Source organism: Methylobacterium sp. XJLW, from assembly GCF_003254375.1.
Taxonomy (GTDB): domain Bacteria; phylum Pseudomonadota; class Alphaproteobacteria; order Rhizobiales; family Beijerinckiaceae; genus Methylobacterium; species Methylobacterium fujisawaense.
This window is the reverse complement of record NZ_CP016429.1, coordinates 259,081-281,432: the sequence shown is the minus strand read 5'-3', so window position 1 is coordinate 281,432 and position 22,352 is coordinate 259,081. Positions and strand designations below refer to the sequence as shown.

Sequence of the window (22,352 nt, the reverse complement as noted above, 5' to 3'; positions counted from 1 at the left end):
TCCGGCCTCACGCGGCAAGCCGCGGCGCCCTCGAAGCGTCGTCGTCAGGGTGGTCCGAGCCATGTCTCACACGCCGGCCGGGTCCCCGTTCGAGACGTCTGCGGATGCGCTGGGGGCCGCGATCCGGACCGCCGGATCGCCCGAGGACGGCGTCGCCAGGCACAAGCTCATCGAGGCCATCGAGAGCAGCTCCGAGGGGTTCGCGCTGTTCGATTCGGACGACCGCCTCGTCTTCTGCAACCGGCACTTCCAGGATTTCCATCCCGGCCTGTCGGCGATCATCGTCCCGGGCGTGACGTTCGTGGCCATCGCCCGAGCCGTCGCCGAGACCTGCATCGTGCGCGCAGACGGCACGACGGTCGAGGCGTGGCTGGCGGAGCGGATCGCCCGTTATCGCGCACCGCGCGGGCCGCTCCTCCAGCAGCGCGTCGACGGCCGCTGGGTCCAGGTCAGCGAGCGCAAGATCAACGACGGCGGCGTCGTTGCCGTCTATACCGACGTGACCGAGATCAAGCGTGCCGAGCAGGTGCTCCGGGCGACCCAGGGCCGGCTGACCTACCTGCTGACCGCGTCCCCGTCGATGATCTGCAGTTTCGAGGTGGGCGGTCGCAACGCGCCGACCTTCATCAGCGAGAATGTACGCGATCTTCTCGGCTACGAGCCCGGCGATTATCTGGCCGGACCGGAATTCTGGCTGGAGCGGCTGCACCCCGAAGACCGGGAGCGCGTCCTCGGCGAATTCCCGCATCTGCTCGATCAGGGTCACAACGTCATCGAATACCGGTTCCTGCACGCGAACGGCACCTATCGCTGGGTCCGGGACGAGCAGCGCCTCCTGCGCGATCCGAACGGTCGGCCCGTCGAGGTGGTCGAGTCGTGGAGCGACATCACGGAGCGCAAGGAAGCCGAGCTGGCGCTTCAGAAGCAGACCGCCTTCGTCGAGCTGCTCCAGGCGGCGGCCGCAGCCGCCAACGAGGCGCCGACGGTGGCGGAGGCCCTGCGCTTCTGTCTGGAACGCGTCGCCCACCATGCCGGCTGGCCCCTCGGCCACGCCTACACCCGCGCCGATGACGGAAGCCGGGCCCTCCTGCCGACGGGGATCTGGCATTGCGACACGCCAGAAGGGTTCGCCCAGTTGCGCGCGGCGACGGCCGGGACGCCGCTCGGTCCGGGAACGGGCCTCGCCGGTCGCGTCTTGCTCTCCGGGGCTCCCGAATGGACCCTCGGCGATCCGACGCTGGCCGGAGATCCCCGCGCCCCGGCGGCCGCGCAGGACGGGGTCCGGGCGGGCTTCGGCTTTCCCGTGACGGTCGGGCGCGAGGTGGTGGCGGTGCTGGAATTCTTCGCCCGCGATGCATCGCCGCCGGACGCGTCGCTGCTGCGGGTGATGAGCAATATCGGCGCGCAGCTGGGGCGGGTGATCGAGCGCAAGCAGGCCGAGGAACGTCTGCGGCAGGCCAAGGAGGCGGCCGAGGAAGCCAGCCGCGCCAAGAGCAGCTTCCTGGCCAATATGAGCCACGAATTGCGCACGCCGCTCAATGCGATCATCGGCTTCACCCGGCTGGTGATGCGCCGGGCGAAGGACGCCCTGCCGGTGAAGCAGTTCGAGAATCTCGAGAAGATCCTGGCGAGTTCAGAGCACCTTCTCTCGCTGATCAACAGCATCCTCGATCTCGCCAAGGTCGAAGCGGGACGGATGGAGGTGAAACCGTCCGACTTCACGCTGGAGCCGGTCCTCGACCTCTGCCTCAGGACGGTCGAGCCCCTCGTCAAGAACGAGGGCGTGCAGCTCGTTCGGGATGTCCGGGATACGCCCGCGACCCTCCGGACCGACGAGGAGAAGCTGCGGCAGATCCTCATCAACCTGCTCAGCAACGCCATCAAGTTCACCGAGGCCGGATCGGTGACGCTGCGCGTCCGTCCGGTTGGCGAGAGTGTCGAATTCGCCGTGATCGACACCGGCATCGGCATTCCCGCCGACGCGCTGAATGCGATCTTCGAGGAGTTCCATCAGGTCGACAACAGCGCCACGCGCTCCCACAGCGGCACAGGCCTCGGTCTGGCGATCAGCCACCGGCTCGCCCGGCTGCTCGGCGGAAAGATCGGCGTCGAGAGCCGGGAAGGGGCGGGGTCGACCTTCACCCTCAGCATCCCGATGCGGATCGCCGGCGCCGCCGAGGGACCGCCGAGTCCGAGGCCGGCGCTCCCGGTAACGCCGGTGTCCCGGTCGGGCGCCAAGCTCGTGCTCGCGATCGACGACGATCCCAACGTCGTCTACCTGCTGCAGGAGAACCTCGCCGATGCCGGCTACACGGTCATCGGCGCGTCGAGCGGCCAGGACGGGTTGCTCAAGGCGCGGGAGCTGCAACCGCGCGCCATCACCCTCGACATCATGATGCCCGGCACCGACGGCTGGCAGGTGCTGCACGCGCTGAAGACCGATCCGCTGACGCGGGACATCCCGGTCGTGCTGATCTCGATCGTCGACCAGAAGGAGCTGGGCTTCCGCCTCGGAGCGACCGACTACATCGTGAAGCCGTTCGAGCGGGAAGCCCTGATCGGCGCCCTCGCGCGGATCGCCCCCGACAATGAGCGCATCCTCGTGATCGACGACGATCCCAACGTTCCCGACCTCGTGCGCCAGCTGCTCAACGCGGAGCAATGCACCGTCGATTGGGTAGCGGACGGGGCGGCCGGCCTGGAGCGTATCACTCAGGCCCGCCCGAGCGTCATCCTGCTCGACCTGCTGATGCCGCGGATGGACGGCCTCGCCTTCCTGGACGCCCTCCAGGCCGATCCGGTCGGCCGGACGATCCCCGTCGTGGTCCTGACGGCCGCATCCCTGGATACGGCCGAGCGCGACATGCTGCGGGAGCGGGTGCTCGGGCTGATCGACAAGAGCGGTCTCGACCGCGCCGCCCTGGTCCGCGAGGTGCGGCGCGTGCTGCCGGTCCTGGAGCTCGAGGCGGCCGACGGTGACCGATGAGCCGTCGGCTACGCCCTGCGCGCCGGTCCGCTCCCTCGGGGATCAACGCATGAAGCGAATACTTATCGTCGAGGATGTCGAACTCAATCGTGATCTGCTGACTCAGTTGCTCGAGGACACGTACGAGCTTGTCATCGCGGTCGACGGCGCTGCCGGGGTCGAGATGGCGATCGCCCACCGGCCCGACATCATCCTCATGGATCTGTCGCTGCCGCTCGTCGACGGCTGGGAGGCGACACGCCGCATCAAGGCCAACACGTCCACCGCCGCCATCCCCGTGGTGGCGATCACCGCCAACGCGATGACGGGCGACGAGGATCGGGCGCGAGCGGCCGGCTGCGACGACTTCATGACCAAGCCCGTCGACGAAGACCTGTTGTTCGCCAAGTTGCGGCACTGGCTCGATTGAGCCCGGCCGATCCGGCCGCAGTCTCGCGCCGGAGGGAGAAGAACCTGTGGAGCCAGCCCGCATCCTCATCGTCGACGATGAGCCCTTCAACCTCGACCTGCTGGAACAGGAACTGGAAATCCTGGGCCACACGAGCGTCCGTGCGGCCAACGGACGAGCCGCCCTCGACCGACTGAGCGAGGAGCCGTTCGACCTCGTCCTCCTCGACGTGATGATGCCGGCTCTCGACGGCTATGCCGTGCTCGAACGGATGAAGGCCCACGAGGCATGGCGCCACACGCCGGTGGTGATGATCTCCGCGCTGATGGAGATCGGCAGCATCGTCCGATGCATCGAACTCGGCGCCTTCGACTACCTCCCGAAGCCCTTCGAGCCGGTGATCCTGGAAGCTCGCATCCGCTCGTGCCTGGAGCGGAAGCGCGCCCATGATCGCGAGATTGCACACCTGCGAACGATCGAGCGTGAGCGCAAGCGGGCCGACGAACTGCTTCATGCCATCCTGCCGGTCTCGGCCGTGTCGGAACTGATGGAGACCGGACAGGTCAAGCCGCGCCTGTTCGGCGACGTCGCCGTCCTGTTCGTCGACCTCGTCGGTTTCACGACCTGGTGCCATGGTCAGACACCGGACGTCGTCGTCGCGGAGATCCAGCGCCTGGCCGAAGCGTTCGAGGTCGTCGCGCAGGCGCGGGGTCTCGAGAACATCAAGACCATCGGCGATGCCTTCATGGCAACGGCGAACCTGCTGCGGGAACATGCCGATCCGGTCACGGCCGCGATCCGATGTGCCGCCGACATGGTGGCGGTCGCGGCGGCCGGAGAGCCCGGCTGGCGGATCCGCGGTGGACTCCATATCGGGCCGGTGGTCGGTGGGATCGTGGGCCGGACGAAGTTCACGTTCGATCTCTGGGGCGACACGGTCAACGTCGCGGCGCGCCTGTCGGGCCTCGGCGAGGGAACCGCGCTGCATCTGTCGCACGCGGCGTTTCTGCGCCTGCCCGACCGGCGGAGCGTCCGGCCGATCGGCGCGGTGACGCTCAAGGGCAAGGGCGCGGTCGAAGTCTATCGCCACGCGCTCGACGCGGGCGATCCGGATCCCGCCTGAAGCGCGCGCGGATGCCCGCGTCGCCGTCTGGCACACGGGCCTTCACCGATCGTCCCCACGGGACCTGCTCGGCGGACCTGATTGCACAGCAAGAAGCGGGATGCGGCACCTCTGCGACGCGCCGTACGGCAGGTGGCGGAGGAAGAGAGATGACCAGGTTTCGATGTGTTCCGATCGAGACGGCGACGGCGGACCGCTTCCGTCGCACGGGCTTCGATGACCGGGGCAACCCGATCCGGCGGATCATGGCGACGGCGAGCGGTCAATTTCCCTGCCGACATTGTCTCAAACTTGCAAAAGCCGGTGAGAGCATGCTGCTGGGATCCTACGATCTCCTGCAGCCGCTCGGCATCTACTGGACCCCGAGCCCGATCTTCCTGCATGAGAGGGAGTGCCCGTATACGGAAACGGTCGACGCGGTCGCGCCCATCGTTCGTGCGAATCCGCTCGTCTCCGTTCGGGCCTACGACGCCGGTCACCTCTGTCTGTACGATCTCGGACAGGTCTGCCCAGGCGGCGATGTCGCGGAGCCGCTTCGACGCGCCCTCGACGACCCGCGGACACTCTTCGTCAACATCCACACCGCCCGGCCCGGCTGTCTGCTGTCGCGGGTGGAACGGGTGACGGACTGAGCCGGAGCGGGCCATATCGCCCCGTTGCGCGCGCGAACCGCCCGAGCGCTGAGGGCCGTCAGACACAGGGCGCCTTCAGGCCGCGGCGTTCAACGCGTTCTGCGTGTTGATGAAGTCGGGTACGTCGGCCGCCGGGATCGGCCGGCTCAGCAGATAGCCCTGAACCTCCGAGAATCCGCTCGCCCGCAGCCGGGCCAGCTGTTCCGGCGTCTCGACGCCCTCGGCCGTCGTGGTGATCTTCAGGCTGCGACCGAGTTCGGCAACGACGTGGACGATGGCAGCCGCCTCGTCCTTCTCCAAGAGATTCCGGACGAACGACTGATCCAGCTTGATCTTGTCGAAGCGGAAGGTGTTCAGCGAGCTCAGGGATGAGTAGCCGGTCCCGAAATCGTCCATCGAGAATCGCACGCCCAGGCGACGCAGGCGGGTCAGCATATCGAAGCTCGCCTGATCCTGGCTCAGGATCACGGATTCGGTGATCTCGAGTTCGAGCCGCTGGCTCGGCAGTCGGGTCGTGCGCAGAACCTCCTCGACGAACCGGTCGAGATTGCCTTCGCGGAACTGGATCGGCGAGATGTTGACGGCGACACGCTGCTTGCCCGGCCACCCCATCGCGTCCGCGCAGGCCTTTTGCAGGACGTAAGCGCCGAGGGCGTCGATCAGCCCGGTCGCCTCGGCGACCGGAATGAACTCCCCGGGCGAGATCATGCCCCGCTCCGGGTGATGCCAGCGGGCCAGAGCCTCGAAACTGGTCACCGCGTTCGTCGCCAGATCGAACAGCGGCTGATAATGCAGCGCGATCTGGTCGGTCCCGATCGCCAGCCGCAACTCCCGTTCGAGCCAGCGTCGCTGATTCTGGCGTTCCTCCATTTCCGGCTCGAAGACGCGGACGCGCCGGCCACCGTCGGCCTTGGCGGCATAGAGGGCAACGTCGGCGCGACGCAGGAGATCGTCGCCGTCGGCATCGTCCGCCGCGGAGACCGCGAGCCCGAGACTCGCATCGACGGACACGAACTGTCCGGCGAGGATGAACGGCCGCCTGAGCTGGGTGAGGACCTCATCCGCCAGCGCGAGAACGCCGGCCGGTAAATCCGCCTCCGAGAGGACCATGGCGAATTCGTCACCGCCGAGCCGCGCAACGGTGCCGCCGGGCGGGCAGAGCACGGTTAGGCGTCGACCGACCTGCCGGAGCAACTCGTCGCCTGCCGGGTGGCCCAGGGTGTCGTTGATCCCCTTGAAGTCGTCGAGGTCGAGGCAGATCACGGTCACCGCCCGGCCGTCATGCGCATGGCCTGCCAAGGCCGCGGCCAAGCGATCCGCAAGCAGGGCCCGGTTGGAGAGACCCGTCAGGGCGTCGTGGGTCGCGAGATGGGCGATCCGGGCTTGGGCCGTCACGCTCGCGGTGACGTCCTCATGCGTTTCCACCCAGCCGCCATCCGCCATGGGCTCGACGGTGATCTCGACGCATCGCTCGTCCGCGAGCGTCCTGGTCAGAGACCGCCGGTGCGGGCGGCTCTCCGGACCCGACCAATCCGCAAGACCGGCCAGCTGGCGGACATCCGCATGCGTCGGTTCGGCTTCGAGCGCATCCGGAGCGATATTGTAGATCCGGCAGAACTGCGCGTTGAACACTTTGAGGCGACCATGGGCGCCGAACATGCACAGGCCCTGGGACATGTTGTTCAGGGCCGCATCGAATCGCTCGTTCTGCTCCTGCAGCTGCCGCTCGCGCTCCGTCAGGATCGTGTTCTGCCGGAAGACGTCGTCGCGCAGCTGATCCCGCTCCGACAGGGAATGTTCGAGCACGACGACGGCGCGGGCGATGTCGCCGACCTCGTCCGCGCGGTCGATATCGGGCACGCTGACGTGCCAGTTCCCGCGCGCCACCTCGGACACCGTCTGCGTGATGCGCACCAGCGGACGGGTGATCCGGCTGGACAGGATGAGCAGGACCAGGGCGACAAGGCATAGGGTCAGGCCCGCGACGACGCTGAGCGTCCTGAGGAGCGAGCGGGAACTCTCCTCGCCGATGCCGACGACCTTTCCGGTGAGCTGCTGCAACTCACGCAGCGGCGCCGCGACGCAGAGACGGAGATCCGGAGGCTGAGGAAGGCAGCGCGCGACCTTCTCGGCCCCGACGACGGCGTGCAGATCCGCGCCCGAGATGTCGCCGAGCCGCGCGTCGGCGACGTCGGCACCGGCCGAGGAGAGGAGGCTTTGCCCCGACAGGATCAGCACGTCGCGTCCGCTCAGCGATGCGAAGGCGGTCAGGGTCGGCTCGTGCGGTCGCAGGACGCGATAACCGACCAGTCCGCCGATCACGTCGCCGAACTCGTCGAACAGCGGCTGGCCGAAGACATCGGCGACCGCACCGGACTCTTCGGCGGCGAGCGCCTTCGCGAGGCCCTCGTCCCAGCGCAGGGTCAGCACAAACCCATTTGCGTGCTCCCGGTCGTTCCCGGCGATCACGGCGCGCAACGCGGTGGCGACGGCCGTCGTCCCGAAGGCCGCATTGGCGGCGAGGAGATCCGCATCGACGCGGTCGGCGGTGAGGGCGCGCAGGTTGACGTCGAAGGCGATCGCCCCGTCGACATCCGCCAGGGCGAGGGCGGGCCGCATGAGCTCCGACGCCGCCACCGTGTTGCCGGAGAACACAGCCTTCACCACATCCCAGCGCTTTGCCATGGTGGCGAAGCGGCGCTCGACATCCTCGCGCTGCATCGCGAGCCGGGCCGCGGCGAGCTTGGCATCGCTCAGGAGGCGATCGGAGAGCTGGGTTTCGGACCAGGTCGTGACTTCCTGCGCCTGTTCGCGCAACGTCTGCTCGGAGCGGAGAACCACGAGGAAAACGAGAGCCGCGAGTGCGATCGCGGCCGTCGAGAGCGTCGCACCGACGAGGCGCGCGCGCAGGGATCGCGAGAAGACGGTGCCCGTCACGGCTTGAGCGGGGCGCCGCCCCGCTCCGCCATCAGCTGCCCGGCGCGATCCGACGTGGCGAAGGCGAGGAACGCCGACGCCTCCGCGTCTTTCGTGGCGGTCTTGTAGATGAGCGCCAAGGTCACCGCGCTGGGATAGCCCGGGTCACGCGGCGCCCTGCCGTCGATCGACAGAACCGTGAAATCGCTTGCCAGATTCGGAGAGAAAGGGCCGAATCCGATGGCGCCGGGCGTATCCCGAACGGTCGCGATCGCGTCCTGCGTGGTGGTCGCGGTCTTCGAGCGGCTGGTCAGGACGAGATCACGCCAGCCCGGCATGGTCGCCCGGAGCACCGACAGCGTGCTGTCGGTCTCCTCGCGGCGGACCACCCGGATCTTCAGATCGGGCCCGCCGAGGGCACTCCAGTTGTCGATCCCGCCCGAGAAGACCGCGGCCACCTGCGCGCTCGTCAACGTCGCCACGCCGACACCGCGATGAACGAAGATGGCCGACGGAATTCGGATGAGCGGCACCTCCACGAGGCCCTGCGCCTTCTCCGTCTCGGTGAGCGGACGCGCGACCCGCCCGAGCTTCTGGCGCTCACCGCCCACGCTCGCCACGGCCCCCCCGGAGCCAATGCTCGGGGGAACCGAGACGCGGGCTTGGCCATGCTCCGCATTGTAGGAATCGGCGACGGCCTGGAGCATCTCGATCCCGTCGCCCGTACCCACGATCGGGAGATCCTCCGCCCGGACGCCGGTCGACGCGGTCAGGAGGAGAATGGCGAGCGCGGTAGCGCTTCGAACGTTCGCGAATATGGGGCCCATTGCCGCAGAATGCGTCTCGAATGCTTAACCTCGAGTCACCAACTAGGTTGCTTTGAAGATGTGGTTGACGATCCGCTAGGCGACCGGATCCGTTTTAGCGGTCCGATTACCTGCCACGCGCTGGAGAAAACGCTGGAAGAAGTTCGTGTCGGACGGCGGGCTCCGGTCCGGCTTGTGTGTCGCGGCGTAGAACGGATCAGCGTAGCAGGTCGCACCGGTCGCGGCCGCCAGGAACTGCACCGCCGCGACCATCTCGGGGGCGCCGGCGGCCAGAACCGTGTCGTCCCGTGTGAGCCTCGGCAGATGGAGGGTCGGCCGCCCGGCTCGGGCGTCGGAGGGGGGGTTGCGACCGCTGCACGTCAAGATCGTCGCCGCCCCCCGGTCGCGCAGCCATTCCAGGGCCGGACGCATGTAGAGATTCTGCGGCTCGCGCGTGCCGGCCACGACGAGCAGGTCGCGCTCCGGCTCACGCAGGCGGCTCGCCCGGGCGACGGCCCAAGCGGGCGCAAAGCCGACGCCGGACGAAACGACGACGAGACGGCCGCGCCCCAACCTGTGAAACGCGGTTCCGAACGGACCCTCGACCTTCACGGCGGTTCCCCGTCCGATCCGTCCGCCGAGCTGCGGCGACACCACGCCGTCGGGCTGCCGGCGGATCTGGAAGATCAATTCGTTCAGTTCGCCGGATCCGTCCACGCGCAGGGTCGGGCTGTAGTCGCGGGCGGGCAGGCCGGCGAAGGAGACGCGAAGGTACTGTCCCGGGAGATAGATCAGCCGCTTGCGCAACGCGACCGTGACCTCGACGATCTCGGCAGTGAGCTCGACCACGCTGTCCACGATGCCGGCCCGCCGCACGACGTCGGGAACCTCGTCGAATTCGATGGCGATGTCCGCGGTCAGGCGCGCCCGGCATGCCAGGACGGTGTCGCCGATGCGGGTCCCGGCATCGTCCACCGAGCCGGAATGGATCCGGACCCGGCAGGTGTCGCACTGGCCGGTGGCGCAATCGTGCGGGATCGCTTGGCCGGATGCCAGACCCGCGTCGAGGAGGGTCTGTCCGGCGCCGGCACTGATGGGCCGGCCATTGACGACGAGGGAGACGCGATCGGTCATGCTGCGATCCCGCGTCAGCGCAGCAGGACTTCGACCGGCCGCATGTGCCGCGTGTGGCGGGTCTGCGTGTGATCGAAGGCCGAGACGTAGAGGAAGAACTTGCTGCCGGGCAGGAAATCGACATCGTACTTGCTGCCGGTCGCGATCTTGCGCGAGGCCACCAGGGTCCAATGGTCGTCAGCCCAGTCGGCCGCCGCCGAGATTCCGGCCCGATCGCCCGAATAGCCGTCGGTCATGAGTACACCCGGCATGACGGTCCCGACCGGTATCTCTGCGTCGCCGGCCGCCGAGTAGGCAACCGTCTCGGTCTTCTCGACCATCCACCACGCCGAGCCCGGCGCGGTACTGGCATCGAGGCCTAGATCGATCGTCCCGAGCCTGGCCACGGTGGCACGCCAGTCCTTGGGCAGCCGCAGCGGCTCGACGGCGCCTTCGTAGCCACCGGGGCCCTCGAAGCGGAAATTGTAGCGGTACGTGCTTGTGCCGGGATCGCCCCAGTAGCCCGCCTGGTAGCGGCCCTTCACAGCCCGCTCCGCGGCGGTCGGCTCGGTGGGCGGCCCGATATGCATGTCCTCGACGACGCCCAGCATGCCGCCCCGGGCCGCCTTCCACTGCCACATGTCGATGTAGCTGCCGTCGGTGGTGTAGTGGTAGCCGCGGCCGTTCAGAGGCGCGGGGGCGTCCGGCAGGGGGCGGGCACCGAGATGGGTCGAGCCGCCGCTGCCGAAGGCATCGGAGCGCGAGAAGATCACGGCGAGCTTGTCTTCGTAGTATCCGGTCACGTCCGCCTTGGCGGCGTCCGCGTCGAGGAGATGCCAGCCGTCGGCCTTCTTGATCATCGGGACGCGCTTCAGCGAGCGCGAGGGGTCCCACCACCGAAAAGCGAAGTAGACGTTCGCCCCGTCGCGCACCGCGCGGATCTCCACGGTGGTCTCGCCGGTGCCGCCGAAATTGGCGCCTTGCATCGTCCGGACCGAAACCGGTCGGGCGGTGCGCCAGACGGGATCGTCGAGGAGCTTCGACAGGTCGGGCCCGACCGAAACCTTGTCGACCACGAGGGTGGAGCGACCCGTCAGATCTGCCCAGGCCAGCAAACCCACCACGGGCAGGCCGACGATTGCGGCCGCCAGCAAGGGCCGACGGCGGCGGGTCGCCCCGTCCGCCAGGGGCGCGGGGCGGAAGAGCCGCAGGAGCTGCCACAGCCCGCCATACATGAAATGCGCGAGGGTGTGGATGGCGATGTAGGCCAGCGCGCCCAGGGCGCAGGTGGCGTGCAGCCAGACGACCCAGCCGCCATAGCCGAGATAGAGCGCGATGCCGGTGCCGGTCAGGACGAGGGTGACGGCATAGATCAGCCAGTGCAGGGCGACGTTGACGCCACCCCACCGCGCCTTCCGCGCCGCCTTGCTCCGGCCGCTGACGCGGAGCGCGCGGAGCCGGGACAGGCCATTGCGATCCGTGAGACGTCCGCGCACAAGGTAGACGAGATAGGCTGTGATCCCGAAGAACAGGGTGAGACCAGCCACGAAGTGCACGGTCCAGACTTCGCCCTGCGGCAGAAACGGGGCCAGGAATTTCGCGGTGCGCGCCACAGGAGCGTCGGCCGAGATGCGCAGGCCCGTGAGCAGGCTCGCAACCATCGCGCCGGCGACGATCCAATGGATGACGATCGTGCCGGTATCGGAGCGGGGATGCCGGTCGAGGCGCACGCCCGATTCGGACGGTGCCGCGGCGCCACGAGGCGGATGGGGCGCGAGGGTCAGCGGTTCCGACATTCGATCCTCCGCTCAATCGGCGCAATTTATCCGACCTGCGTTAGGACTTTGTAAATCATAGAACACACCCGGCGATATGGCCGAGCTTTCAAATCCCAGATTCCTCGCGGATATGCTTAACGGCGCCGTCCTGAGCGATCGACGGAATCGCCCGTGGCGAAACGGTCCAGCCATCGCGGTTCGGCGACCGATCGCATCGGCTGCGCCATCGTTTCCATTCGGGGTCCGCTGATGCCCGCGGGCAATGGCCGGCGGATCCATGTCGCATCCTGCCGGCCTGCTCCGTCCGGCTTGTAGGGCGGGCCGGCCATCGAGCGACATCGGCACGGCATTCGGTCCAATGCACGCTTAGGAGCGTCAGCGCCTCCCTCGAGAGCATGACCGCAGAGGCTTTCGGTCTCCCCGGACCGATGGGGCCGCCGGCGGGAACGCGGGGCGCGGACGGCGATCCGTTTCGATGGTTGCGCGTGACATCGCGACGACGGACAGGCGCCGTGGCGCCGCCGCTCACCCGGACGATCGGCGATCCCGTCCGCGGCTTCCCCCTGAGTAGGACCTTGCCTGGCCGCGGAAACCTCGCAACCGCAAAACCCCGCGCTTCGTCGTCGTTTCAAGATTCAGATACAAAAACAAATTTAAGGAACCGAATTGTAGTTGAAAAATACAAGTCTAATTTATTTGTAAAATCATTACTGGATAGATACGGTCAAGCTGCCGATCGATAGGCCGGCCAAATCTCCAAAACACCGCGACGTTGCATCGTGCCGGTCATCCCGCACGCGCGTGAACGCGGATCATTGGGTTGACGCTGGCACCTCCATGGCCACGGCGTCGGATGCGGGGACACCATGACCAAAATCAAGGCGCTGTTACTGGGCTCTTCAGCTCTGATGCTTCCGATTGCAGGCGCACAAGCCGCAGATTTGCCGACCCTGAAGTCAGCGCCAGTCGAATTCGTGCGCGTTTGCAACGCGTACGGAGCGGGCTTTTTCTATATTCCCGGCACTGATACCTGCCTCCGCATATCCGGCAGGGCGCGGTATGACTTCCTGTATCAGACCAGCAAAGTCCGCACCGGCGGTGGTGGCGACCTGACCGGATATCTGGGCCTGATGCGGATCAATCTCGATGCGCGGACCCAGACCGATTATGGAACCCTGAGAGCCTTCCTGCGGGTCGACGTCGCCAACCGCAGCGGCCCGTTCCTGACCTCCGGATCCCGGCAGCGCGAGAGCTTGGCGATCGCCGGACTCGGCGCCGACGCGTTCGGGCGCACGCAAACCTACATCAACGCCGACAAGGCGTTCATTCAGTTCGCCGGCCTGACCGCGGGCCGCGCCTCCTCGTTCTTCGACTTCTATGCCCACGACTTCGAGCTGATCGGCGGAACGGCCGGATCCGACACGTTCAGCACGAACCTGCTCGCCTATTCGGCGACGCTCGGGAACGGCGTCACCCTGACGGCCTCTATGGAAGACCCGGTCTATCGCCGCTTCCCGATCTTCGGCACTGGGGCCGCTGTCGGCGCCTTCACGGCGGGCGGCGGGTTCGCGGGCTACAGCAACGCCTTCAACCCGTTCACGCCCGCGACCTTCCTCGCGCCGATCGTGGTTGGTCCCGGCAACGTGGCTTTCGTCGATGTGACCCAGAAAAGCCGGATGCCCGACTTCATCGGCGTGGCACGCATCGATCAGGCCTGGGGATCCGCCCAGGTGTCGGCCGCCGTCCACGAGATCAATGCGGGCGATGCCGGAAGCACGGTGGGGGGCATCACCACGGCCACCACCGGTCTCGGCATATCGCCCACGGGACGCGCGTCGAACGCCTATGGATGGGCGGTTCAGGGCGGCCTGAAGGTCAATCTGCCGTTCATCGCGACGGGCGATACGCTGTACCTTCAGGGCGCCTACGGGCAGGGTGCCATCGCCTATACGGGCATCTCGAACTACACGGCTCCGTACGATGCCCTCGGCGCAGCGCCCGTGGGTGGCGGCTCGTTCGCCCAATACTACGCCGATGCGGTCCTCAACCCCACCACGGGCCGTCTCGAGCTGTCGACGTCATTTTCGGCCGTCGCGTCGATGCTTCACTACTGGTCACCGGCCTGGCGGTCGGCGTTCTTCGGAAGCTACGCTCAGATCGATTACAATTCGAAGGGCCGCAATGCCCTCGGCCTCCTGGGCTTCGGCTTCGCGCCGGCCGGCGCCAGCGCCTCCAATGCCCTGGCCTTCGCCACAAGCCCTGTCTTGAGAGGAAACAACCAGATCATCACCGGCGCGAGCCTGATCTGGACTCCGGTGAAGGACCTGGATATCGGGGTCGAGGGTGAGTACATCCGCACCGCCCTCAACAATGGTGTGACGCCCGACATCTCGAAGAACGCGCTGCGCTACGTGAGTTCTCAGGATGCGGCCCAGTTCCGCTTCCGTGTGCAGCGGGACTTCTGAGCGCCAGCGACGCGCGCAACCACTCACAACAAGAAATTTTGAGCCCAGCCATTCGGCTGGGCTTTTGTTTGACCGGAAGACGATTGGGAATTTTCGGTTTTGTTCGGCAAATAAAACTTCTTTTAATTGATACTGACGCGGAATGAGCTACAACTAATACAGCTCTTCGGCGGCTCGCTTCGCCTCCGGTCGAGCAGATGCTACGGTTTCAGATCGGCGGGCCCGGGTACCAGGGCAGGGCCGACCTGATCCAAAGCTTCAGACCCAAAGACTCTGCCGACCGGGTAACCGGTCGGCTTTTTCATGTTCGACGCCGGCCGGCATCCAGATGAGCGATCTCCTGCACCATCTCCCGGGTCAAAGACCGGGTTTTGCAGGCCGTCGAGCGCTACCCCGCACGGCCCTTCATTCCGTCCAGACCTGTTGCGCGACCGTCGGGGGGGGGGGCGGCCCGAACAGCCGTCGACTCGTCCACCGACCCACATGCCAGCGAAATCCGTGCATAGGGTCGCGTCCGCGATCCCGGCGCGGCGGGCTCGAACGCCGTTCGCGCTGCACTCCGCCTTCGCCAAGGTCAAAAATTCAAAAATCCTTTCAAGATTGAAGCCGAAACAAAGAGCGAAAGAATTATTCTGCAATAAAATATAGCATTTAAACCGTCTGTGCTGCATGTATTACTCACGTCGCCGGTTCGCGACAGACCAAAGACGGGAGATTATCATGAAGAGCATTGTCCTGGCCTGTTCCATGGGCGCCATGCTGATCGCGGCTCCGGCGTTCGCGCAGGATGGAGGTCCGTCGATCGATCCGAGCCTCATCATCCGGACAAACGGCAGCGGTCTCGACGCGTGGTCCGCCTCCGAGGGCAACGACAAAGCCGGCGGCATGTGGGAAGGCGCGACTGGCTACAGCGCGGCCGTTCAGCGGCCCGCCTCGATCGGGACGGTCCCGGCCAATCCTCAGTGGAGCCGCTACAACACCCGCGAGCGTCGACACGGGCGGTCGTCCTACTGAGACGCCGCATCGGAGGCTCCGCGCGCCCGGCGCTCCTCATGACGGGAGAGGCCGGGCGCGGCGGCGCTACAGGGCGGGGGCGGGGACAAGGTCGATGGACGGCGTGTTCGCGACCGTGCGGGCCCATCGGAAGGTGACGCAGCAGCCGGCGCCGTCGCTGGCGATGTCGAAGGTGGCACTGTGGAGCCGCGCGATGGAATCGACCAAGCTCAGGCCGATCCCGAAGCCGCTCTTGTCGGTCTTCAAGGCACCGCGACGGTACCGCGCCCGCACCGCGCTGAGTTCGTCCGCCGGGATGCCGCAGCCGGTATCGACGACGCGGATGCCCGCCGGATGCTGGAGCAGCGTGACCGCGACCTCTCCGCCGGCCGGGGTGAACTTCAAGGCGTTGTCGATCAAGTTGCTCGCCGCCTCGAAGATCAGGCTGCGATCACCCTCCACGAGGCAGGGCCCGTCCGGCCGCTCCCAGCGCATCCGGATGCCGCGCTCCACGGCCAGCGGCTCGTAATACTCGACGGCGTCCTCGAGCAAACGCCCGAGATCGACCTCGGTGAAGCCCGATCGGCGCAGCCGGTCCTCCATCTCCGAAATCCGCAGCAGCGCCGAGAAGCGCACGACGATCGACTTGACCTCGGCAAGCACGTCCTCGTTGCAGGCCCGGAAGGCCTCGACGCTGTCGGCCTTGCGCAGCGACCGTTCCAGCGTGCCGACCACCCGGGTCAGCGGAGTCCGCAGGTCGTGGGCGATGTTCTCGTTGACACCCTTGATCTCCAGCATCAGCCGCTGAAGCTGATCCAGCATGTCGTTGACCACACGCGTGAGGTGCGCGAGGTCGGCCGAGACGCCGCGCGTCGGCAGACGCTCGCTCAGATCGCCCCGCATGATGCGCTCCACCGCCTTGGTGATCGCATCGTTCTGCCGCAGGGAGCCGGCCCCGAAGACCACGGCGCCGATCAGACCGATGACGATGGTGGCGATCATGCCCCAGACGAAGGTCTCGACCAGCGCCTTTTCCAGGGTCTCCAGATCCTTGGCAGACCGGCTGACGAGGACATACTCGCCGCTCGGCAGCTCCGTGAGTTGGCTGAACAGCGCGCGGGTGCCGTGATCCGTCGGCTGTGACAGGATGAACGGCCGGCCAACCGGCGCCGTGACCGGGAAGGGGATCGGTGCGCCGGCCCGGCGCGTCTGATCGGGCCCGAACAGCACCAGCGGGCGGCCGCCTTCGGCGAAATCTTCGGAGGCGTCGATCCGTTCGCGCAGCGCGCGCGGGGACAGCCCCAGAAGATGCTTCGACTCCCATCCCACCCATTCGAACGCGGCCTTGCGGCCGTAGCTGCGCGTGTCGACGTACAGGAAGGCCGACAGCGCGAGCGACGCGGTTCCGAAGGTCGCGAAGAACAGGCAGGCGACCCGGAAGCCGCTCGTGCGCCGGACTTCAAGCAGGCGCACGGAGGATGAAGCCTGTGTTGCGCACGGTATGGATGCGGGGGTTGAGCCCGTCGGGATCGAGTTTCTTCCGGATCTTGCCGATATGGACGTCGATGACGCTCGACTGGTGATTGAAGCTGTAGCCCCAGACGGATTCGAAGATCATTTTCCGGCTGACGAGGGTGCCGGCGTTCTGCATCAGGAACTCGATGATCGCGAACTCCTTGGGCAGGAGTTCGATCTCGCGCTCGGCGCAGTAGAGGACGCGGTCGATCAGATCGAGGCGGAGGTCGCCGACGACGAGTTCGTTGACCGCCTCGGCGGCCATCTTGCGGCGGGCCAGCGCGTCGACGCGGGCGGTGAGTTCGATGAACTCGAACGGCTTGGCGAGGTAGTCGTCGCCGCCGGCGCGCAGGCCGTCGACGCGCTCGTTGACGGCCGAGAGGGCGCTGAGGATCAGGACCGGCGTCGACACCTTGGCGGCGCGCAGCTTGGTCAGCAGCGACAGGCCGTCAATCTCCGGAAGCATCCGGTCCAGAACGATCACGTCAAATTTACCGTCGAGGGCCTTGCGTAATCCGATACTGCCGCTTGGGGCCTCGTCAACCTGAAATCCGTATTCCGCGAGTGCCGATCCGATCTCGGCCGCGACCCGCCGGTCGTCCTCTACCACCAATACGCTGGCCATCCGTTTTTCCTTCTTATTTTGTATTCGTCGGCTCTGCTTGGTCTCCTGCAGCTCGGAGGAGGTGCCGGAAATATCCTCTTCGGTTCCGGAGTCAAATGGGGACGGCTCGGGGCTATCGCTCTGCATCATCGGTTCGGCAAAGCTTACAGGTGAGCGCGGGATCTGAACCATGCGCCTCACTCCGCGCTCGCCTGCTCGGAGAGCTTGGCTGTGGGGATGCGGGAAGCGGTGGGGCCTTTCGGAACGACCCGGCCGCCTTCCCGCAGGTCGGCAGGCGGATTGAGGACGACCATTTCACCGCTGCTGAGGCCGCTGCGCAGCTCGAGGCGGGTGCCGAGATCCCGCGCGATCGTGATCGGCCGGAGATGCACAATGTCGTCCGTGCCGACCACGGCGACCTGCGTTCCGCCTGCGTCGAAGATGAGCGCCTCGGACGGGATGACCACGCGCGGGTGCATGCGCGGGACCTCGAAGGTCACGGCGACGTAGAGGCCCGGTCGCAACGTTCCCTCCGGATTGGCGACGTCCACCTCGGTGTCGAGCGTCCGGACCGAAGATTGGAGGGCGACCGAGCTGCGCGACACCGTGCCCGCGAAGGTGCGATCCGGCATCTGCGCAACCTGAACGCGCGCCTTCACGCCATCATGGATGCCCACCGCCGCCGATTGCGGCACCTGCACGGTCACGCGCAGGACATCGATGCTGTCGATCGAAAAGAGCGGCGTCCCGCTGCCGGCATCGCCCTGGACGAGGTCGCCGACGTCGACCTTGCGGGCGACGATGATGCCGTCGAAGGGCGCGACCACGTTCTCGAAGGTCGTCAGGGTGCGGAGCCGTTCGACGGTGGCCTGCTGCGCGGTGATGTTGGCCTCCGCGACCTTCACCTTCGCCTGCGCGGCGGCAAGGGAGGCCGTGGCCGTCAGCATGCCGGCGCGGGTCTGGTCGGCATTCTGCTTGGACGCCCAGCCCTGACCGGCCAGGGTCGCGGTGCGCGCGTCGGTGACGTTGGCGAGCGTCACGTTGGCTTTGGCCTGCTCCACGTCCGCCTGCGCCACCGCCAGTTGGGCCTTGAACTGACCGAGCTGGGCTTCCGCCTGCCGGGCCTGCTGATCCAGGTCCGGTGCGGCGATGCGGACGAGCAGATCGCCCTTCTTCACCCGCGAGCCGATATCGACCTTGCGTTCGGCGATGTAGCCGGTGGCACGGGCGAAGATATCGGCATGGTCGAACGCCTCGGTCTGCCCCGGCAGTGTCAGCCGCATGGGCCCGTCATCCACGGTCGCTGGGCCGGTGCGGACCGTAGGCACGAAGTCCACGGCCTCGGCCTGGGTCTCCAGCGACGCCTGATAGACGTCCCAATGGTGCCACGCGCCGAGCCCGAGGGCGCTGCCGAGGGCGAGGAACGCCACCAGGAAGGGCCGCTTGCGCGGCGGCGGTGGCGCGGCCTGGGCCAGGGTCTCCCCGGCCTCGTCCCGCCGCAGCGGATCGACCTCGAGCGCGTGCTGGTGCGCCCGCGCGGCAGGCTCGGCGCCGGCTTCGGGAGGGTCGGTGAAAGCGGTCATCAATAATCCTCGAGGGGCTTGATCGGCTGACGCCGGAGCAGGGTGTAGAGGAGGGGGACGAACAGCAGCGTCGACACGGTTCCCATCCCGATCCCGCCCATCACCGCGCGGGCGAGGGCGGCGTTCTGCTCGGCGCCTTCGCCGGCGCCGATCGCCATGGGGATCAGGCCCAGGAACATGGCGGACGCTGTCATCAGCACAGGCCGCAGGCGGGTATGCCCGGCCATGAGGGCGGCCTCGCGGGCCGAGCAGCCGGTGGCTTCCCGATGCTCCTTGGCGAAGGTGACGAGCAGGATCGAGTTCGCGCTCGCGACGCCGACCGACATGATCGCCCCGAACAGGGCCGGGATCGAGAACGCCGTGCTGGTGATGAACAGGCTCATCACGATGCCGCAGAAGGCGAGCGGCAGCGCCGCGATGACCACAAAGGGATCGACCCAGGTCTGGTAGTTCAGGACGAGCAGCAGGTAGACCGCCACAAGGGCGATGCCGAGCCCGAGCTCGATCCGCGAGAACGCGCTCTCCATGCTCTCGATCTGGCCGCGGACCAGGATCCTGTCCGGCGCCGGGAGCTGAGCCTGTTCGTCAGCGACGATCCGGTCGACGGCGTTGCGCACGCTGCCGAGATCGGCGTTCTGGACGTTGGCGAGGATGTCGAGGGTCGGCTGCTGGTTGACGTGGTTGATGACCGTCTGCTCCGGTTGCCGCTGCATCGTGGCGATGTTCGACAGCAGGATCGGAATGCCCGGCTTGTCCTGCCCGTTCGCATGGACGGAGACCGGCGTATTCATCAGCTGATGAATATCGGCGTTGCGCCATTCCGGCGTCTGGACCCACAGCTGATAGGGCATCCCGGACTTCGGATCGGCCCAGAAGTTCGGGCTGACCTGGAATGAGCCGGAGAGCGAGACGTTCAGATTCTGAGCGATGGATTGTTCGCTGACGCCCATTTCGGAAGCGAGCCTCCGGTCGACATTCACGTACATCTGCGGCGCGTCGACGATCTGGTGCAGGTGGACATCGACCGCGCCTCGGACCGCCGCGATGCGGCGGACGAGATCCCGCGCCACGGCCAAGTCCTTGTCGTCGTGACGTCCGGACACTTGAACGTCGATCTGGGCGACGGTTCCGAAGTTCAGGATCTGCGTGATGATGTCGGAGGGCTGGAAGTAGAAGATGTCGTCCGGGAAGGCCTCGTGCAGAACCTTGCGCAGGCGCTTTTCATAGAAGGAAATCGGCTTGTGCTCGCCCTTCAAGTTGATCAGCATCTGCCCGTCGTTGTAGGCGACGAAGGAGGCGTCCATGAACGCGAAATTGTAGTTCGATGCCGGTAGGCCGATATTGTCGAGGATGAGTCCGAGTTCGTCCTTCGGGACGACCTGCCTGACGACGTCCTCGACCTGCGCGAAGGTCTTTTCCGCCTGCTCGATCCGCTCGCCGGGCCGCGTGCGGATGTGCAGCGTCATCTGGCTGGATTCGATCTGCGGGAAATAATCCTGCCCGACGAAGGGAAAGATCGCCGCGGTCACCGCGAAGACGGCCATCACGCCGACCAGGGAGCGGGCCGGGTGGCTGATCACGGCGGAGAGCAGTCCGACATAGCCGGCGTGGAACCGCGCGAAGCCCCGCTCGAAGGCCGCCCGGAAGGCGAGGGCGCCGCGCACCGGATACCGCAACGCCCAGACGAGCGGTCGCACCGCGAAGCCGAGCACGCGCCTGATGACCGAGCGGCGCCGGGGCGCCGCGAGCTCTTCGGTTCCCGGCTCCGACCCGCCGTGATGCTGCGCGTATTCCGGTGCGACGAGGACGTCGATCAGGATTGCCACCAGCGTCCGAGACAGCAGGTACGAGGTCAGCATCGCGAAGACCACCGCTTCGGCCTGCGGGACGAAGAGGTAGCGGGGCGCATCGGTGAGGAAGAAGACCGCCGAGAAGGCCGAGCAGATGGCCAGCGTAGAGATCAGGGCCGGCTTGGCGATGCCGGCGACGCCCTCGACCACGGAGCGCCTGAACGAGAAGCCCTCCTCGAACATCCGGTAGGTGTTCTCGATCGCCACGGTGGCATCGTCCACCAGGATGCCCACCGCCAGGGCGAGGCCGCCCAGGGTCATCACGTTGATGGTCTGGCCCAGGGCGACCAGGATCGACAGAGAGGTGAGGATGCAGAGGGGGATCGAGACGAGCACCACGATGGTCGAGCGCCACGACCCCAGGAACAGCAGGATCGCGAGGCCTGTGAGGCCGGCCGCGATCACCGCTTCGCGCACCACGTCGGAGATGGCGTCCGAGACGAAGACCGACTGATCGAACAGCGGCGTGATCGTCATGCCCTTCGGCGCGGCCGCGTGGATGTCGGGCAGGGCGCCCTTGACGGCATTCACGACGTCCAGGGTCGAGGCCGCGCCGTTCTTGAGGACCTGCAGCAGGACCGAATGGTGCCCATCCGCGCGGACGATGTTGATCTGCGGCGGCGAACCGTCCCGGACATGGGCGACATCGCGCAGCAGAACCGGCTGGTTGTTCTCGACCTTGATGGGAATACGGTTGAGCTGATCGACCAGCTGCGGACTCGAATTCAGGCGCACGGTGTATTGCTGCGTCCCGATCTTCGCGAGCCCGGAGGGCACCACAAGGTTCTGCTTGAGGACCGCGTTCAGGACATCGAGCGGCGTCATGCCGATCGCGCGCAGCTTGGCGGGATCGAGATCGACCATGACCTGACGCGGCGCGCCGCCATAGGGCGACGGCAGCGTGGAGCCCGGCACCTCGGCGAGCCGCCGGCGGGTCCGGTACTGCGCGTAGTCGAAGACCTTGGTGAGCGGCAGCTTGGATGACGACAGCGCCATCTGGATGACCGGCACCGAGGAGGCGGAGAAGCGCATGATGACCGGGGGCTGCACGCCCGGCGGCATGCGCGAGCGGATCGCGTTCATGGCCGAGTCGACCTGGGTCATTGCCAGATCGATGCTGACCGCCGAATCGAAGTAGATCCGCTCGGTCACGGTGCCCTGGATCGAGGTCGATTCGATCCGCCTGATGTTGTTCACGTTACTCGACAGCGAAAACTCGCTGTAATTCGTGATCCGCTGGACCATGTCGGTGGCATCGAGGCCGTTGTAGGTCCACACCACGACCACAACCGGTATGTCGACGGCGGGCAGGACGTCCTTGGGGGCCACGGCAATGGAGCCGACGCCGGCGAGGAACATCAGGACGGCAAGAACATAGAAGCTCTTGCGAAACTTCAGGGCGAACCGGACGAGTTCCATGTGACCTGTCGGATCTTCCATCACGATCCGGCTCGCGTCCCGGGCGGCCGGGCCGCGGGAACATCGAGCAGATCATGCCTCGTTTTCAGAGAGAACACAGGGCGAATGCCCGGCGCGGAAAAGATATAGCTATCGCCGAAACACTCTTCGAATGAATTCGACACGACAATCTAAAGCGGAT

General features: G+C 66.8%; 14 protein-coding genes. 6 read left to right on the top strand and 8 right to left on the bottom strand.

Annotated elements, in window-relative coordinates; genetic code table 11:
* The first annotated feature begins 61 nt into the window (after positions 1–61).
* The 4 genes from A3862_RS01230 (at position 62) to A3862_RS01215 (ending at position 5,129) form a co-directional block, all read left to right on the top strand.
* Complete coding sequence (locus A3862_RS01230) at positions 62–2,986, top strand: response regulator (RefSeq protein ID WP_111473150.1); 2,925 nt, start codon at positions 62–64, stop codon at positions 2,984–2,986.
* Positions 2,987–3,035: 49 nt separating this feature from the next.
* A complete protein-coding gene (locus tag A3862_RS01225) occupies positions 3,036–3,395 on the top strand; it encodes a response regulator (protein ID WP_053608966.1) in 360 nt (119 codons plus the stop codon).
* Between the two features lie 46 nt (positions 3,396–3,441).
* A complete protein-coding gene (locus A3862_RS01220) occupies positions 3,442–4,497 on the top strand; it encodes an adenylate/guanylate cyclase domain-containing protein (protein ID WP_043755123.1) in 1,056 nt (351 codons plus the stop codon).
* 245 nt (positions 4,498–4,742) lie between these two features.
* Positions 4,743–5,129, top strand: a complete 387-nt coding sequence (locus tag A3862_RS01215) for a DUF1203 domain-containing protein (RefSeq protein ID WP_236961654.1) — start codon at positions 4,743–4,745, stop codon at positions 5,127–5,129.
* A gap of 75 nt (positions 5,130–5,204) precedes the next feature.
* Here the strand turns inward: A3862_RS01215 and A3862_RS01210 are convergent, their stop codons facing one another.
* The 4 genes from A3862_RS01210 to A3862_RS01195 all read right to left on the bottom strand — a co-directional run bounded on the left by A3862_RS01210 (position 5,205) and on the right by A3862_RS01195 (position 11,760).
* Entirely contained in the window at positions 5,205–8,066 is a 2,862-nt protein-coding gene (locus A3862_RS01210; protein ID WP_111473149.1) for a putative bifunctional diguanylate cyclase/phosphodiesterase, read from the bottom strand.
* Positions 8,063–8,776, bottom strand: a complete 714-nt coding sequence (locus A3862_RS01205; protein ID WP_236961653.1) for a PstS family phosphate ABC transporter substrate-binding protein — start codon at positions 8,774–8,776, stop codon at positions 8,063–8,065. The genes A3862_RS01210 and A3862_RS01205 overlap by 4 nt, the downstream gene beginning before the upstream one ends.
* 171 nt (positions 8,777–8,947) lie before the next feature.
* Positions 8,948–9,985 carry a 2Fe-2S iron-sulfur cluster-binding protein gene (locus tag A3862_RS01200; protein WP_111473148.1) on the bottom strand — a complete coding sequence of 346 codons (1,038 nt, stop codon included), beginning with the start codon at positions 9,983–9,985 and terminating at the stop codon, positions 8,948–8,950.
* A gap of 14 nt (positions 9,986–9,999) precedes the next feature.
* Entirely contained in the window at positions 10,000–11,760 is a 1,761-nt protein-coding gene (locus A3862_RS01195) for an ethylbenzene dehydrogenase-related protein (protein ID WP_111473147.1), read from the bottom strand.
* Positions 11,761–12,608: 848 nt separating this feature from the next.
* Between A3862_RS01195 and A3862_RS01190 the strand changes: the two genes are divergently transcribed.
* Positions 12,609–14,207 carry a porin gene (locus A3862_RS01190; protein ID WP_043347634.1) on the top strand — a complete coding sequence of 533 codons (1,599 nt, stop codon included), beginning with the start codon at positions 12,609–12,611 and terminating at the stop codon, positions 14,205–14,207.
* A gap of 720 nt (positions 14,208–14,927) precedes the next feature.
* Complete coding sequence (locus A3862_RS01185) at positions 14,928–15,221, top strand: hypothetical protein (protein WP_043755137.1); 294 nt, start codon at positions 14,928–14,930, stop codon at positions 15,219–15,221.
* Positions 15,222–15,287: 66 nt separating this feature from the next.
* Here A3862_RS01185 and A3862_RS01180 read toward each other — a convergent pair whose 3' ends face one another.
* From A3862_RS01180 to A3862_RS01165, 4 genes are all read right to left on the bottom strand, one after another.
* The gene (locus A3862_RS01180) at positions 15,288–16,673 is read right to left on the bottom strand and encodes a sensor histidine kinase (RefSeq protein ID WP_043382161.1); all 1,386 of its coding nucleotides are present in this window, start codon (positions 16,671–16,673) and stop codon (positions 15,288–15,290) included.
* A complete protein-coding gene (locus A3862_RS01175) occupies positions 16,660–17,340 on the bottom strand; it encodes a response regulator transcription factor (protein ID WP_043347627.1) in 681 nt (226 codons plus the stop codon). The genes A3862_RS01180 and A3862_RS01175 overlap by 14 nt, the downstream gene beginning before the upstream one ends.
* 176 nt (positions 17,341–17,516) lie before the next feature.
* On the bottom strand, positions 17,517–18,902 hold the full coding sequence (locus A3862_RS01170; RefSeq protein WP_100793879.1) for an efflux RND transporter periplasmic adaptor subunit: 1,386 nt from the start codon (positions 18,900–18,902) through the stop codon (positions 17,517–17,519).
* On the bottom strand, positions 18,902–22,171 hold the full coding sequence (locus A3862_RS01165) for an efflux RND transporter permease subunit (RefSeq protein WP_043755141.1): 3,270 nt from the start codon (positions 22,169–22,171) through the stop codon (positions 18,902–18,904). Before A3862_RS01165 ends, A3862_RS01170 begins: the two co-directional genes overlap by 1 nt.
* Between the last annotated feature and the right edge of the window lie 181 nt (positions 22,172–22,352).